The 15,298-nt window shown below is 67.2% G+C and carries 11 protein-coding genes; 9 read left to right on the forward strand and 2 right to left on the reverse strand.

All coding sequences use genetic code 11. The annotated features are described in order from the left end of the window. Positions 1–103 precede the first annotated feature (103 nt). Complete coding sequence (locus tag GRI99_RS00285) at positions 104–2,545, forward strand: TonB-dependent receptor (protein WP_160770029.1); 2,442 nt, start codon at positions 104–106, stop codon at positions 2,543–2,545. Positions 2,546–2,636: 91 nt separating this feature from the next. After that, positions 2,637–4,304, forward strand: a complete 1,668-nt coding sequence (locus GRI99_RS00290; protein ID WP_272917370.1) for a thiamine pyrophosphate-requiring protein — start codon at positions 2,637–2,639, stop codon at positions 4,302–4,304. Between the two features lie 89 nt (positions 4,305–4,393). Here GRI99_RS00290 and GRI99_RS00295 read toward each other — a convergent pair whose 3' ends face one another. After that, positions 4,394–7,132: a TonB-dependent receptor domain-containing protein gene (locus tag GRI99_RS00295; RefSeq protein ID WP_160770031.1), complete on the reverse strand. Its 2,739-nt coding sequence runs from the start codon at positions 7,130–7,132 to the stop codon at positions 4,394–4,396. A 114-nt stretch (positions 7,133–7,246) separates the two neighbouring features. Continuing rightward, complete coding sequence (locus GRI99_RS00300) at positions 7,247–8,815, reverse strand: beta-helix domain-containing protein (RefSeq protein WP_160770032.1); 1,569 nt, start codon at positions 8,813–8,815, stop codon at positions 7,247–7,249. Between the two features lie 272 nt (positions 8,816–9,087). On the opposite strand from GRI99_RS00300, the gene GRI99_RS00305 reads away from it, so the two are divergent. The 7 genes from GRI99_RS00305 (at position 9,088) to GRI99_RS00335 (ending at position 15,294) form a co-directional block, all read left to right on the forward strand. Next, on the forward strand, positions 9,088–9,456 hold the full coding sequence (locus tag GRI99_RS00305; RefSeq protein WP_237438047.1) for a tetratricopeptide repeat protein: 369 nt from the start codon (positions 9,088–9,090) through the stop codon (positions 9,454–9,456). A 193-nt stretch (positions 9,457–9,649) separates the two neighbouring features. Beyond that, entirely contained in the window at positions 9,650–10,261 is a 612-nt protein-coding gene (locus tag GRI99_RS00310; RefSeq protein WP_237438101.1) for a lytic transglycosylase domain-containing protein, read from the forward strand. Positions 10,262–10,263: 2 nt separating this feature from the next. Continuing rightward, a complete protein-coding gene (locus GRI99_RS00315) occupies positions 10,264–10,554 on the forward strand; it encodes a TrbC/VirB2 family protein (protein ID WP_160770034.1) in 291 nt (96 codons plus the stop codon). Positions 10,555–10,559: 5 nt separating this feature from the next. Beyond that, a complete protein-coding gene (locus GRI99_RS00320; RefSeq protein ID WP_160770035.1) occupies positions 10,560–10,841 on the forward strand; it encodes a VirB3 family type IV secretion system protein in 282 nt (93 codons plus the stop codon). Positions 10,842–10,862: 21 nt separating this feature from the next. After that, complete coding sequence (locus GRI99_RS00325) at positions 10,863–13,298, forward strand: VirB4 family type IV secretion/conjugal transfer ATPase (protein WP_160770036.1); 2,436 nt, start codon at positions 10,863–10,865, stop codon at positions 13,296–13,298. Further along, entirely contained in the window at positions 13,295–14,524 is a 1,230-nt protein-coding gene (locus GRI99_RS00330) for a TrbL/VirB6 family protein (RefSeq protein ID WP_337192817.1), read from the forward strand. The genes GRI99_RS00325 and GRI99_RS00330 overlap by 4 nt, the downstream gene beginning before the upstream one ends. Beyond that, on the forward strand, positions 14,524–15,294 hold the full coding sequence (locus GRI99_RS00335; RefSeq protein WP_160770037.1) for a TrbG/VirB9 family P-type conjugative transfer protein: 771 nt from the start codon (positions 14,524–14,526) through the stop codon (positions 15,292–15,294). The genes GRI99_RS00330 and GRI99_RS00335 overlap by 1 nt, the downstream gene beginning before the upstream one ends. Positions 15,295–15,298 lie beyond the last annotated feature (4 nt).

The raw sequence follows: 15,298 nt of genomic DNA on the forward strand, positions 1-15,298 counted from the left end.
GTTTACTGCCAAGGTTGATTAGTCAACACAGACTTCTTATTGACTTCTGCAAGTGCCCCACCCCCCAAAACCAGGGGCAGCTTGCCAATCAAGGGAGATGGTCATGTTGAAGCCCGCCGCCTATCGTTTCCACGCGTCTGCACTGGCGCTTGCCGCCGTGCTGGGCAGCGCCGCACCGGCCATGGCGCAGGATTCGGCGGATGCCGCTGCCAGCGACAATTCGGACGAGATCGTGGTCACCGCGCAGTTCCGTTCGCAGCGGCTGCAGGACGTGCCGATCGCCATCACCGCCGTCACCGGCGAGATGATGGAGCAGCGCGGCCAGACCAACCTGGCCGATATCGGCAACAATGCCCCCAACGTGACCCTGCGGCAGAGCGCGGCCAGCTTCGGCCCCGCCGTCTCGGCCTATATCCGCGGCGTCGGCCAGCGCGATACCAACTTCGCGCTGGAGCCGGGCGTGGGCCTGTATATCGACGATGTGTACCTGCCCACGATGCACGGTTCGCTGCTGAACCTGGTGGACCTGGACCGGGTGGAAATCCTGCGCGGGCCGCAGGGCACGCTGGCCGGGCAGAACTCCATCGGCGGCGCGATCAAGCTCTATTCGCGCAAGCCCGATGGCTCGGGCGAAGGCTACCTGTCGGCCACCTATGGCAGCTTCAACCGCCTGGAAGTGCGCGGCGCGGCCGATTTCACCCTGGTGGATGACCGGCTGTTTGCCCGCGTCACCGGCGCCGGCGTGTCGCGCGATGGCTATGTCACCCGTTACGACTATCGCTGCACTCACCCCACCAGCACCGTGCCCAGCACGGTCACCGGCAACGATTGCAAGCTGGGCACCGAAGGCGGCAAGGAATACCTGGCCGGCCGCCTGGCGCTGCGCTGGCTGGCCAGCGACGATATCACGGTGGACGTGGCGGGCGACGTGACGCGCGACGGCAGCGAGGTGGCCCCGTCCACCCTGCTCTATGTCGGCCGCGCCGCTGCGCCGGGCCAGATGCTCACCGGCGTCGCCACCCCGGCGGCGGCAGCCTATGTGCTGAACGGCAATATCTACGGCGGCCCCACCGGTTCGCCCTTCGTATCCTATTCTCCGTTCGGCAACTTCGCGCAGGATACCTTCAGCAACAGCCCCTACATCAACTACGAGAACTACACCGACACCGCCCCGCGCGATGGCTCGGCCGCCTGGCAGGCGCCGCTGAAGAGTGCGCTCAACACCTGGGGTATTTCAGCCACCGTGCAGGCCGACCTGACGCCGGACCTGCGCCTGACCTCGATCAGCGCATACCGCGAGTTCGACGGGATCTACGGCACGGGCGACGGCTCGCCCTTCAACCCCTCGCTGCAGGCCAACCAGGTGTTCAACTGGCAGGTCAGCCAGGAAGTGCGCCTGTCGGCCGCGCTGGGTGATCTGGCCAACCTCACCGTGGGCGGGTTCTACTTCAAGAAGAAGAGCCGCTACGATGCGCGCATCACCCTCACCACGCTCTACTTCCTGGAAGAGGACATCATCCCCGCCACCAACACGGCTGCCTTTGCCAACCTGGAAATCTATCCGGTTGAAGACCTGACGGTGCTGGCGGGCATCCGCTATTCGGACCAGAAGAAGAGCTTCGAGTACGGCCGTTTCGGCGTGCCGGGGTCCAACACCGGCGGTGCGGTGCCCCCGGCGCTGGCCCCGCTCAACGGGCTGGTCGGCACCTTCTCGGGTGACCGGGTGGACTATCGCTTGGGCGCGCAATACCGCTTCTCGGACGAGATCATGGCCTATGCCCAGTGGTCCACCGGCTTCCGCGGCGGCGGCATCAACCCGCGGCCGTTCTTCCCGCAGCAGGCCCTGCCGCACGATCCCGAAACGCTGGAAGCCTACGAGATCGGCTTCAAGACCGACCTGTTCGACCGCACCCTGCGGTTCAACAACTCGGCCTTCATCAACAAGTACCAGGACATCCTGGTCAACGTGTCCAACTGCCCGCTGACCGGGGCCCCCGCCGCCCCCTGCGCGCTGCCGCTGAACGCCGGCAACGCCACGATCAAGGGCTTCGAAAGCGAGCTGTCGTGGAATCCCATCGAGGGCCTGCAGTTCGATGCCTCGCTGGCCTACCTGACCTTCAAGTACACCAGCATCAGCGCCGCCGCCGCCAATTCCGGCATCGGCCTGGAAGACAGGGGCCAATACATCAGCCCCTGGCAGTACAGCTTCTCGGCCAGCTACGAGGCGGACCTGGGCAGCAGCGGCACGCTGACCCCGCGGATCGACGTGAGCCACATCGATTCGTTCAACCGCAATTCGAACAACGTCGATGCGGCCACCGGGGGTGAGGACATCTTCGGCCAGGTGCCCGGCTACACGCTGGTCAACACCCGCGTGACCTATGCCACCGAGGATCGCGACTGGGAGCTGGCGCTGGAAGTGCGCAACCTGACCGACAAGCTCTACTGGACCGACTTCTTCGACAACCGGGGGTCCACCAACGGGGTGCAGGCCACCCCCGCCGAACCGCGCACCTGGGCGGTATCCGTGAAGCGCCGCTTCTGACGGATCGTCCACCTTCTGAGGCCCGCAGCGTCCCCAACCACGCTGCGGGCCTCACCTTTTCTGCGACCGATTTTGCGAACGGCAAACAGCGTTGCGCCGCTCGCTCCTACGACCTAGGCAGGGGCCCATGAAGACAAGCGAAGCGATTGCGGACGTGCTGGTCCGCGAGGGGATTGAGGTCATCTTCGGCTATCCGCGCAATGCGGTGCTGGAAACGGCAGCCGCGCGCGGCATCCGCACTATCATCGTGCGCCAGGAACGCACCGGCCTGCACATGGCCGATGCCCTGTCCCGCCTGTCACGCGGCAAGCGCATGGGCGTGTTCGCCATGCAGCACGGCCCCGGCACCGAAAACGCCTATGGCGCGGTGGCCCAGGCGTACTCCGAAAGCGTGCCGGTGCTGGTGCTGCCGATGGGCTATGCCCGCCACCTGGCCCACGTGCCCGGCAACTACAACGCCACCGTCTCGATGCGCGACGTGACCAAGAGCTGCGAGCCGATCCTGCGCCCGGAAGATACCCCCGCCGTGATGCGCCGCGCCTTCACCGCGCTGCGCAACGGCCGCCTGCGACCCGCGCTGGTGGAAATGCCGTGGGACGTGCTGGCGCTGGACTATCCGGCGGACGAGGTGGCCTATACCCCCGTCGTCTCCACCCGCGTTGGCCCTGATCCGGCAGCGGTGGAAGCCGTGGCCGAACGGCTGGTAAATACGAAGCGGCTGGTGATCCACGCCGGCCAGGGCATCCACTGGGCCGGGGCCTGGGCCGAATTGCAGGAACTGGCCGAACTGCTGGCCACGCCCGTTTCCACCAGCCTGGAAGGCAAGAGCGCCTTCAACGAACGACACCCGCTGTCGCTCGGCTCCGGCGGGGCGGCCATTCCCGGCCAGTTGCGGCACTTCCTCGATAATGCCGATTGCGTGTTCGCCATCGGCGCCAGCCTGGCCGAGACCGCTTTCGGGGTGAAGCTGTCCCCCCACGTGCCGGTGATCCATTCCACGCTCGATCCGGCGGATTTCAACCGCGGGGTGGAGTGCGAGATGGCGCTGGCGGGTGACGCGCAACTGACCCTTGCTGCCCTCATCGAAGCCTGCCGCAAGCGCATCACCACCCCGCGCGATCCCGCTCCGGTGGCGGCGGAGATCAAGCAGGTGGAGGCCGAGTGGCTGGCCGAATGGCTGCCGCTGCTGGAAAACGAGGGCGCACCGCTCAGTCCCTACCGCGTGCTGTGGGAACTGCAGCGCACGGTGGATATCGACAACGTCATCATCACCCACGATGCCGGCAGCCCGCGCGACCAGCTCACCCCCTACTGGAAGAGCACCACGCCGCTGAGCTACCTGGGCTGGGGCAAGACCACCCAGCTCGGCTATGGCCTGGGGCTCGCAATGGGGGCCAAGTATGCCTGCCCGGACAAGCTGTGCATCAACGTATGGGGCGATGCGGCGATTGGCTTTACCGGCATGGACTTCGAGACCGCCGCGCGCGAGCGGCTGCCGATCCTGTCGATCCTGCTCAACAACTCGGCCATGGCGATCGAACTGCCGGTGATGCCGGTGGCCACCGAGAAGTTCCGCGCCACCGACATTTCCGGCAACTATGCCGAATTTGCCAAGGCGCTGGGTGGCTATGGCGAACGGGTGACGGAGGCGAGCGACATTGCCGCCGCCATCCGCCGCGGCATTGCCGCGACCGAGGCCGGCCAGCCCGCACTGCTGGAATTCATCACCACGCAGGAAACCCGCGCCTCGCGGCTATAGGAAAAACGGCCTTCCGCCCCGGACGGGGGACGGAAGGCCAGTGGGAGTAATCCCGCGCCGCCAACAGGGACCGGTGGCGCGGGAAAGGGTCAGAAGGTGATCGACAGCCCGGCCGAGAAGCTCTGCCCCACGTCATAGGTGTTGCTGTCGATCCGCAGGCCGGCGCTGTTGATCTGGTATTCCTGGTGCCGCGTGCCCAGCAGGTTGCGGCCTTCCAGCTTCAGTTCCATTTCCACCCCGCCGATGGTGATCCCCTGGCGGGCGACCACATCCAGGTTGATGCCCGGCTTCTCGATCACGTCGGGCAGGCCGCCCTGGCTGCGGAACACCGTGCGGGTGCTGGCATAGGATGTCAGCACGGTCAGCTGCTGGAGCTGGTCGGTATCCTCGAAACTGACCTGCAGGTTCACCAGGTGGTCCGACTGGCCGACCAGCGGCGAGCCGTCATCGAAGATCTGGCTGGCGCGGAAGTTGGGCACCACGTTGGTGCCGTCGAACACCGCGATCGGCTCGTCACCCGCGCTCACCGAGGACTGGGTATAGGTATAGTTGGCCAGCAGCAGCAGTTGCTTGCTGGCAAAGGCATCGCCCAGGCCCAGCAGGTCCACCGTGTACTGCGCGTCCAGTTCGCCGCCGTAGAGTTCGGCGGTGGGCGCGTTGGCATAGCTGATGTTGCCGGTGCCGTTCAGGAAGGCCTCGATCGGGTTGTCGATCTTCTTGTAGAAGCCGGCCACCGACACCCGGCTCTGGCGGCCGAGGTAGTATTCGGCGCGCGCTTCCAGGTTGAGCAGCTCGCTGTCCACCAGCGCCGGGTTACCTTCGTAACCGCGGTTGGTTTCCGGGTCGAAGTAGACCTGGGCCACCAGCTCGCGGAACTGCGGGCGGGCGATGGTCTGGCTGCCGCTGAAGCGCAGTTGCAGGTCGGGCACCGGCTCCCAGGTCACCGTGGCGGCGGGCAGGAAGTAGTCGTTCGACAGGGTCCGGCCCAGCGCGGGGTTGCTGGCCGCGCCGATCGGGGTGGATGACTGGTCCGCCGTTTCGTAGCGCACGCCGCCCTGCACCGTGAAGGTGCTGGAAGGCGACCATTGCAACTGGCCATAGGCCCCGTGGATGGTCAGCTCGGCCCCGAAAGCCGGCGTGGTGGCGCCGAATTCCTGCAGGTTGACGTTGAACATGTTGTAGACCGCCGCGTTCAGCAGCTGGCTGGTCGTGCGGGTACCCGCAGCCTCCAGGATCTGCAGCAGCGCCGGGGTCACCGCCGGGTCGAGCGGCTGGCCCAGGCCCAGGAAGTCCAGGTCCACGCTGGCGCGCGGCTGGAAGGCGCGGCGGGTGGAGTAGCGGTCGGTGTCGCTGTAGGCATAGCCCACAGTGGTCTGGATCGTGTCGGCCAGTTCGTACGACACGTCGATCCCGCCGAACCACAGTTCCTCGCTCAGCTCCGAGAAGCTGGCGATAAGGCCGGTGCGTTGCAGCGCCTGCTGGCCCGAACCGGTCAGGTCGACCCGGTAGACATCGCCGTAGGTCGTCGCATCGTTGGTGCGGACATAGGTGTAGCTGAGGTTGTGGGGAGCCTTGCGCTCGGTGCGGGCAAAGCCGCCTCGCAGGTCCACGTCGACCACGCCGAAGTCGAATTCACCCACCATCTGGGTATCCATCAACTGGCGCGAGTACCAGGCGGTGTTCTGTTCAAGGAACTCGGCCGGATCCAGGTCGGCAATGGTGAAGGCACCCAGCTGCGACTGCTTCACGGTGTCGCGGATGAACAGGTTGGTCCAGCGGATCACGTGGTCACCCATCTCCAGCCCGGCGCTGAACAGCGCGTTGGCCAGGATGTTGTTGTCGGTGCGCCGGTCCACGCCGTTGCGGCTGTAGGTCGTTTCGTTGGCACCCGCCGACTGGCGCAGGATCGTGCGGTTGCGGTAGCCGTTCGACAGGTTGCCGGTGACCACCAGGCCCAGGCGCTGGTCGTCGCCGATATCGAATGCCGTGCCCGCCGTGATTCCGCCCGAGAAGTTGGGCCTCAGCTTGTCGAACACCTGCAGCGTGGTGAAATTGCGCGGGGTTAGCGAATAGGCGATCTCCTCGATCCGGCTCTGCGGCAGCGAGCCGATCGATTCGCCGGTGAGGATCGAGGTTTCGAGGTAGTTGCGCAGCAGCGGCTGCAAGGTGCGCGCGCCGCCGTCGAAGCCGGTCCAGTCCGAACCGCTGCCATAATAGTCATAGCCGTTCTGGAACGTGGTCTCGGTCTCGCCGCTGACGCTGCCGCTGATCGACAGGAAGCTTTCTTCCGGCACGGCGCGGGTCGTCAGGTTGATCACGCCGCCGCCGAACTCACCCGGGAAGTTTGGCGAATAGGTCTTCTGCACCAGGCTGGAGGCGATCACGTTGGTGGGGAAGATGTCCAGCGGCACCACGCGGCTCAGCGGTTCGGGGCTGGGTAGCGGCAGGCCGTTGAGCATGGCCAGCGAATAGCGGTCACCCAGGCCGCGCACGAACACGCGCCCGCTGCCGACCACCGACAGGCCGGTGACACGGCTGAGCGCGCCGGCAATGTCACCGTCGCCCGTGCGCTCGATCTGCTCGGCGGACAGGACGCTGATCACCTGGCTGGAATTGCGCGTGGGATCGCGGTTGACCCGCCCGGTGACGATGATCGTGTCACCGCCCGGGATCGAGATGTCGACGTCGTCCTCTGCGGCATCCTCGGCAACAGGAAGGCCGTCCTGCGGCACATCGGCGGCGGCATCGTCCTGCGCGCGCACCAGCGTGGGGAATGACAGCGCGGTGGAGAGCAGCAGCAGCCCCGCCAAGTGCTTGCCAGTGGTCATGTCTGAAAGACCCCTATGTCAGAAATTCGGTAAAACGACCCGGTGCCACCGGCACCTGGTGAAAGGGGGGAAGCGGCGGGCCAATAGCCGCCACTTCCCCCATCAAGGTCCGGATCAGTTGTAGACCGGCAGGCCCTTGCACGAGATGCCGCTGTTGAACGACACGGTGGGGCTGTCGCAGGTCCAGCCACGGGTCCAGGCCAGGTCGGTGCCCGAGGGGACCGGCACGCCGCCGATGTAGGTGGTGGCGGCGAAGAAGCCCGGCGTGAATCCGGTGTAGACCGGGTTGAAGTTGGTCTCCTTCGTACCGTTCAGGTACTTGCCGCTGAGCGTGTTGGTGGTGAACACGTTGGCGGTGGTGTTGCCCGCGGCGATCGCAGCGGCGGTGGCCGCGTTGGTCGTGCAGTCAAGCAGCAGCGAGTAGAAGCGGATGTCCGAACGACGGCCGCCATCCGAGTTGCCGTTGTCGTTCAGGCAGAACTGGCCGGTGGTCGGCTTGTAGATCACGCCGTTGGCCAGATAGAGGTCGCTGGTGCCGCGCACGCCGATCGCGTTGCCGGTGCTGGTGCCCCAGAACACGAAGTTGCTGATGCGGCTCAGGGTCCGCGGCAGGGCGTTGAGCGGGGTGGTGCCGGGGCCCTTTTCGTCCGGCGGCGAATCGCTTTCCAGCACGCGGTCACCCACACCGTCGCGCTGTACGGCCACGGCGAACTGCAGGTCGAACTGCGCGCCGCTGTCGACGTCGAACGAGTCGTCCTCGGCGCCCACGGAGACCAGGTACTTGGCGCGCGGCGTGCCGCCGAACACCTCGAAGCCGTCATCCGAGCTGTTGAAGGTCTGGATGTATTCTAGCGTGGTGCCGCTGCCGACGCCGCCCAGGGTGAGCGACTGCAGCTCGGCACCCAGTTCCAGGGTGAAGCCCGAATAGCGGATCTGCATGTACTTCAGCGTGCCCGAGTTGTCGTTGGCGGTGTTGCCGCCGAAAACCGGCACGTTGTCGGCAATGCCTTCCACGCGCATGAAGCAGGTGGTGCGGTCAGCCGGGTTCACGCCGCCGGCGGCGCAATCCGCCATCGGGGCGCGGCCCAGCAGCACGATGCCGCCCCACAGGGCGCTGGTGGTGTCGGTCACGCTGCCGCTCACGTCGGCCTGGCCGGTGAAGATGATCGGGCGGGTGGCGGTGCCCACCGCGTTCAGCTTGCTGCCGCGGTTGACCACCAGGTACGAACCGCCGCTGACGCCGGACTTGCCGTAGACGATCACGCCCGGTTCGATGCTGAGGGTAACGGGGTTGCCGGTAATGCCGTCGGTGGCGTCAGCGGTGGGGCCATCGTCGCGGCCCACGTTCACGCGGCCGCTCATTTCATAAACCACGCCCGCGACATAGGGCAGCGTGGCGCTGGCGGTGAAGGTGCTGGGCAGGGTGCAGACGCGGTACGAACCCACGGCGGCGGGGGTGGTACCGCTGTTCACCAGGCCATCGGCGGTGCCCAGGTTGGGGCAGCTGGCGGCGGGAACCACGGTGCCAGCCGGGGTCGGCGTGGCGGTGGGGGCCGGGTTGACGGTGATGTCGCCGACGTTGATGTCACCGTTGGTGCCCGGCGAGCCGAGATCTTCGGGACCGCAGGCGGCCAGCGCCAGCAACGAGCAGCCGAGTACGAGCGAACGGGAAATATTGGTCACAGCGAGGGATCCCCTGCAAGAAAAGCATGATCGATGAAGCGCCGGTTTAAGGTGCGCGAATCGCCAGCTAGGACCGCGATGTGACAGTTTGCGGTCCGTGTGACAGTTATGCGGCAACGGCCACGCAGACTCGGCGGGAGCGGTGCAGGCAATCGGGCGCAAACTCTGTTTGTTGCGGTTTTATGACAGTTTTGCAGTTTTGTTGCAGGCAGCCTCGGCGCGGCGCATCACTGCTGGCATAACCAAGTTTGTCGCGGGAGACGCACGCTATGATGACCCTTCTTCTCTTCGCCGCCATGGCCGCCGGCCAGGTCGACAACCCTGCCGTGGTCGTATCCGATGCGATCGAGCAGCGCGACGTGGCCTATGACACGCTGGCCGCTGGCGAGGCGCAGGCTGCGGTGGAGCGGTTGGAGGCCCTGCGCGCGGAGAACCCGGACGATCCGGCCCTGCTGATCAACTTGGGCAGCGCCTATGCCGAACTGCAGCAGCTCGACCGGGCGGAGGCCATGTTCCGCGCCGCCGCCGCCAGCCAGGTGCGCTACCAGCTCGAACTGGCCGATGGCTCGTGGGTGGATTCGCGCCGCGCCGCGCAGACCGCGCTGCGCCAGTTGCGCGACCGGGCTGTGGCGCTGAACTGACGGGCAAACCACCCACCTCGTTCAGCCTGGCGACAGGCCGTGACACAAAAAGGGTCGGGCGTGTTACCCTGCACGCCGGGCCCTTTTTGCTGCGCGCTGTCACGCCGCTGTCATTTGTTGTAAGCATTGGCGCAGGGATTGGACGATCGGGACCCTAGTGATTCTGCCGCAACGCCTTCTTGTTATTGCCGTGCTGCCAGCCGTGGCATTGGCCACGCCTGCGCGGGCCGACGTGCTGGTGATCGCGGACGATGGCGCGGCGCAGTGGCTGTCCGGCCCGAACATGATGGTGGAGCAGGTTTCCGCCCCCGCCGGTGACCTGGCAGAAGTTCCCGCCGAGGCCGGCCTGGTGCCCGAAGTGGCGCTGGCCGATACCGCCCGCCATGCCAGCATTGTTCCCGCCCGCTACCAGCCGCTGGTGGCGCACCTGTCTGCCAAGTATGACCTTTCGCCTGCGCTGATCGAGGCGGTGGTCTGGCAGGAGAGCCGCTGGCGTGAGAATGCCCGCAGCCCCGTGGGCGCGCGTGGCCTGGCGCAACTGATGCCCGGCACCGCGCGGGAGCTGGGCGTGAACCCGGACGATCCCGCCGCCAACCTGGAAGGCGGGGCCCGTTACCTGCGCGAACAGCTTGACCGTTTTGACGGCAATCTGGAAAACGCCCTGGCCGCCTACAACGCCGGCCCCGGCCGGGTACAGCGCGCCGGCGGCATCCCGCGCATCCGCGAAACCCAGAACTATGTGGCGGCCATCATCGGCCGCCTGTCCAGCCACAGTGTGGCCAGCAATACCCGGAGTGCCCAGTAATCATGCGTCTTGTTGCTCGAATTGCCGCGATTGTTGCCCTTCTCGCTCCCGCTGCGGCGCGCGCCCAGACGACTGCCGGAAGCGGCCCGATCGAGAACGCGCTGCTGTGGATCCAGGGCACGATGCTGGGCAACGTGGCCACCGCCGTGGCGGTGATGGCCGTGGCCGCGGTGGGCTTCGGCATGCTGACCGGCCGGATGAACTGGCGCTTCGGCGCCACCGTGATCATCGGCATCTTCATCATCTTCGGCGCCGGGACCATCGTGGCCGGCATCCAGGGCGCGGCGGGCTGACGCCCATGCAGCTTGTCCGCCACCGCGTGCACCGGGCACTGACACGGCCGCAGATGTTTGCCGGGGTCACGCTCAACTATTTCGTGATCAACGCGCTGGTGACGACCGAGGTGTTCCTGATCTTCAAGAGCCTGTGGATCCTGCCGGTGCCGTTCGTGATGCACGCCATCGGCTATTTCGCCTGCCTGCGCGAACCGCGCATTTTCGACCTCTGGCTCACCAAGGTCAGCAAGTGCCCCCGGGTGCGCAATTACAAGCGCTGGGGCTGCAACAGTTACACCGCCTGACCGGCGGCAAGGGAATTAGCTATGGCCAAATGGCTTGGAGCAGCGGCGTGGAACGACAAGGAGGCGAAGGCGGGTGACCGCCTGCCCTATGCCACGCTGGTCGACAGCGATGTGGTGCTGCTGCGCGACGGCAGCCTGATGGCCGCCCTGCAAGTGCCCGGCCTGCTGTTCGAGACCGAGGACACCCAGGCCCTCAATGCCCACGCCGCCACCCGCGAGGTGATGCTGCGATCGAACCTCGATGGCCGCTTCGTGCTCTACCACCATGTCATCCGCCGGCGGGTGAGCGTGGAGCTGGAAGCCAGCTTCGACGATCCGCTGGCCGCGCACATCGATGCCCGCTGGCGGCAGCGGCTGTCCACCGGATCGCTGTTCGTCAATGACCAGTTCGTCACCCTGGTGCGCCGCCCGGCGCGCGGCAAGGCAGGCTGGGGCGAGCGGCTGTCCAGGATGGTCCGTGGCAAGCCCACCGAGGCGGAGGAAATCGACCACCGCGAACTGCGATCCTTGCGCGCCGCGCTGCAGGCGCTGGCCGCCAGCCTGGGCGATTACGGCGCGCAGCCGCTGGGCGACTACACCGGCCCCAGCGGCGCGGTGAACAACGAGCTGCTGGAGCTGCTGAGCGCGCTCTACAATGGCGAAATGCGCCCGGTGCGCCGCCCGGATGACAGCACCGACATCGGCCAGATGCTGCCCTATCGCCGGGCCAGCTTCGGCATCGATGCGATGGAACTGCGCGGGGCCAGCGGGGCCGATTGCGCGGCGATCATCAGCCTGAAGGATTACCCTGACGCGACCAGCCCGGGCCTGCTCGATGCCCTGCTGCGCCAGCCGCACGAAATGGTGGTGAGCGAAAGCTTCGCCCCGCAGGAACGGCAGACCGCGCGCGAGAAGATCGACCTGGCCCTGCGCCGCCTGCGTTCGGTTGACGAGGACGCCGCCGCCGAGCGGGCCGACATGCTCTCTGCCCGCGACGAACTGGGTGCCGGCAGCGTGGCCTTTGGCGATCATCACCTCTCGGTCCTGGTGCGCGAAGCCACGCTGGACAAGCTGGACGAGGCCGCCGCCCGCGTGGCCGCCGCCCTGGCCGATATCGGCGCCATCGCCGTGCGCGAGGATACCAACCTGGAGCCCGCCTTCTGGGGCCAGTTCCCCGGCAACGAAGGCTACCTGGTCCGTCGCAGCCTGATTTCCACCGCCAACATGGCCAGCTTCGGCAGCTTGCACGGGTTTGCCCTGGGCCAGGCTGATGGCAACCACTGGGGCCAGGCGGTCGCCCTGCTGCAGACCACCAGTTCCACCCCGTTCTTCTTCAACTTTCACCACGGGGACCTGGGCAACTTCACCGTGATCGGCCCGTCGGGCAGCGGCAAGACCGTGGTGATGAACTTCCTGGCCGCGCAGGCGCAGAAGTTCTCGCCGCGCACCGTCCTGTTCGACAAGGACCGCGGCGCGGAGCTGTTCATCCGCGGCATCGGCGGGCGGTATGACCGGGTGCAGAGCGGCCAGCCTTCCGGCTTCAACCCCATGGCCCTGCCCGATACCCCCACCAACCGCGCCTTCCTGCGTGACTGGCTGGGCGTGCTGCTGAAGGCCGAAGGGCCGGAGGAGGAGGCGACCATCGCCGGAGCGGTGGATGCCGCCTATGCCAATGCGCCCGAACTGCGCCGCCTGCGCCACTTCCGCGAACTGTTGAGCGGCACCCGCCGCCCGCAGCCGGGAGACCTGGCCGATCGCCTGAGCGCCTGGATGGACGGCGGCGAACACGCCTGGCTGTTCGACAATGCCACCGACGAGCTGGACCTGTCGGCCCGAGTGCTGGGCTTCGACATGACCGCGCTGCTGGAAAACCCCCGCCTGCGCACGCCAGTGATGATGTACCTGTTCCACCGCATCGACGAGCGGCTGGACGGACACCCGACAATGATCCTGATCGACGAGGGCTGGAAGGCGCTGGACGACGAGGTGTTCGCCGCGCGCATCCGGGACTGGCTGAAGACACTGCGCAAGCGCAACGCGCTGGTCGGCTTTGCCACCCAGTCCGCCCGCGACGCGCTGGAAAGCCGCATTTCCACCGCCCTGGTGGAGCAGACCGCCACCATGATCTTCATGCCCAATGCCCGCGCCCGGGCGGAGGACTATTGCGACGGCTTCGGCCTGACCGAGCATGAACTGGCGCTGATCCGCACCCTGCCCGCGCACAGCCGCTGCTTCCTGGTGCGCCAGCCCGATGCATCCGTGGTTGTCCGGCTGGACCTGGGCAATGCGCCCGAGGTGCTCACCATCCTCTCGGGCCGCGAAAGCACCGTGCGCCGGCTGGATCTGCTGCGCGAAGCGGTGGGTGACGAGCCCGCCCAGTGGTTCCCTGCCCTCACCGGCAAGCGCTGGCCCGGCACGCCGGCCGCTGCCGGCGAGGACGACCTGGCCGACGACCAGGCCTGGGAAGCCGCCCAGTGATCGCGGCCGCGCCCGCTCCGGTTCCCGCTGCCAGCGGCGTCAGCCAGTGCCAGGCGGCGCTGGAAGGCGTTGGCGCGGGCATCGGCGCGAGCCTGCGCGCCATCGACTGTGCCGCCGGCGAGATGTCGCAAGCCGCCTTCAGCCGTATCTTCGGGCCGGAAGGTGCCTTTGTGGTGCCGTTGCAGATCCTGCTGTCGCTGTTCGTGATCCTGATCGGCTATGGCTTCCTGACCGGGCGGCTGCGCATCGGCCTTGGCAGCCTGGTGCCGCGCGTGTTCACCCTGATCACCGTGGTGACGATGGCGACCAGCTGGATCGCATTCCAGGCCGTGTTCTGGAACCTGACCGTGGGCGCGCCGGACCAGATCGCCAGCGCCATGATGGGCACGCAGGGCTCTGCCACCACGATCTTTGCCGACAAGCTGGACGTGGTGATGTTCTCGCTGATGGAGGCATCGGGCGGCGAAGGTGCGGCGGAGACGACCTCCATCTTCTCGCCCCCCGGCCTGTTGTGGAGCGGGGCGACCATGCTGCTGCTGGGCACGGTGGGCGTGCTGGCCACCACCAAGATTGCCCTGGCCGTGCTCCTGTCACTGGGGCCGGTGTTCATCGTGATGGCGCTGTTCCGGCCCACGCGCGGCCTGTTCACCGGCTGGCTTAAGGCGGTGGTGATGGTGGCCCTGGCCCCGCTGTTCACCGTGCTGGCCGGATCGCTGATGCTGGAACTGGCCACCCCCGTGCTTGCCTCGCTGATGGCCACGCCCGGCCAGATCGACGTGCGCCCGGCGATGGCCTTCTTCATGATCGGCGCGGTGCACCTGGCGCTGATGGCCATGGTGATGAAGGTGACCAGCACGATGGTGCGCGGCTGGAGCGTGTTCGGCATGAGCGCCGGCAAGGAAGATCGGGCGGACGATCGCTCGGCGCGCCCCGCCTATGCCCCCGCGCCTGCCGCATCGGCTGCCTCCGCTGCGGTGCCCGGTGCGGCGCTGGCCGCTGCCACCTCTCCTGCTCCCGGGCGCGAGATCCGCGTGGCCAGCGCCATGCCCGTGCCTGCCAATGACAGCGGGCCCCAAGCCGGCGGAACCGTGCGCGAGACGCGCGTGGTAGCCGGCCCCGGCTCCGCTTCAGCTTCCGCTCAGGCGGACAGCGCCACCCCTTCGCGCGTGCGCGGCATCGGCAGCCGCTTCAAGTCCGCGCCGGTTCGATCCACGGAGAAGTTCTGATGTTCCGCGCCATTCTTGCAGCGGCCCTCCTCGCCACGGCGGCCACCCCGGCCATGGCGCAGAGCGATGCCCGCCTCGTCACCCGCGAATATTCCGCCGACCGCGTGGTGCGGGTGGAAGGCCGGGTGAACGTGCAGGCCACCATCCGCTTCCGGTCCGACGAGCGGATCGAGAACGTCGCCATCGGCGATTCGCAGGCCTGGCAGGTCACGCCCAACCGCAGCGCCGACATCCTGTTCGTGAAGCCGCTGAACCCGCGCGCCAGCACCAATATGACCGTGGTGACCAGCAAGCGCGTCTACCTGTTCGACCTGGTGGCGGGGCCCAATGTGCGCAACCCGCTCTATGTCCTGTCGTTCTCCTATCCGGAGGACGAGGCCGCTGAAGCCGCCGCCGCCGCACAGCTGGCGCAAGGCGGCACCGGCGAGAGCGCCAATCCGGACGAGATGGCGGCGGCCAGCGACGACCTGGCCGTGCTTGACCCGGCCACGCTGAATTTTGCCTGGGGCACATCGGGCGCGCCTGCCCTGCTGCCGGAAACGGTCTATGACAACGGCGAGGCGACCTTCCTTGCCTGGCCCGAGGGGGAGCCGATGCCGGCGATCCTGGTGGTCAACGAGGACGGGGTGGAAGGCCCGGTGAACTATGCCACGCGCGGCGGGGTGATCGTGATCGACGCCGTGCCCGCACAGATCATCCTGCGGTCGGGCGAGGACATGGCCCGGCTCGTGTACAACGGGCCGGCCACCGCCGACCGGACCGGTGCGTGATAAG

This window comes from Alteraurantiacibacter buctensis (assembly GCF_009827655.1).
Taxonomy (GTDB): Bacteria; Pseudomonadota; Alphaproteobacteria; order Sphingomonadales; family Sphingomonadaceae; genus Alteraurantiacibacter; species Alteraurantiacibacter buctensis.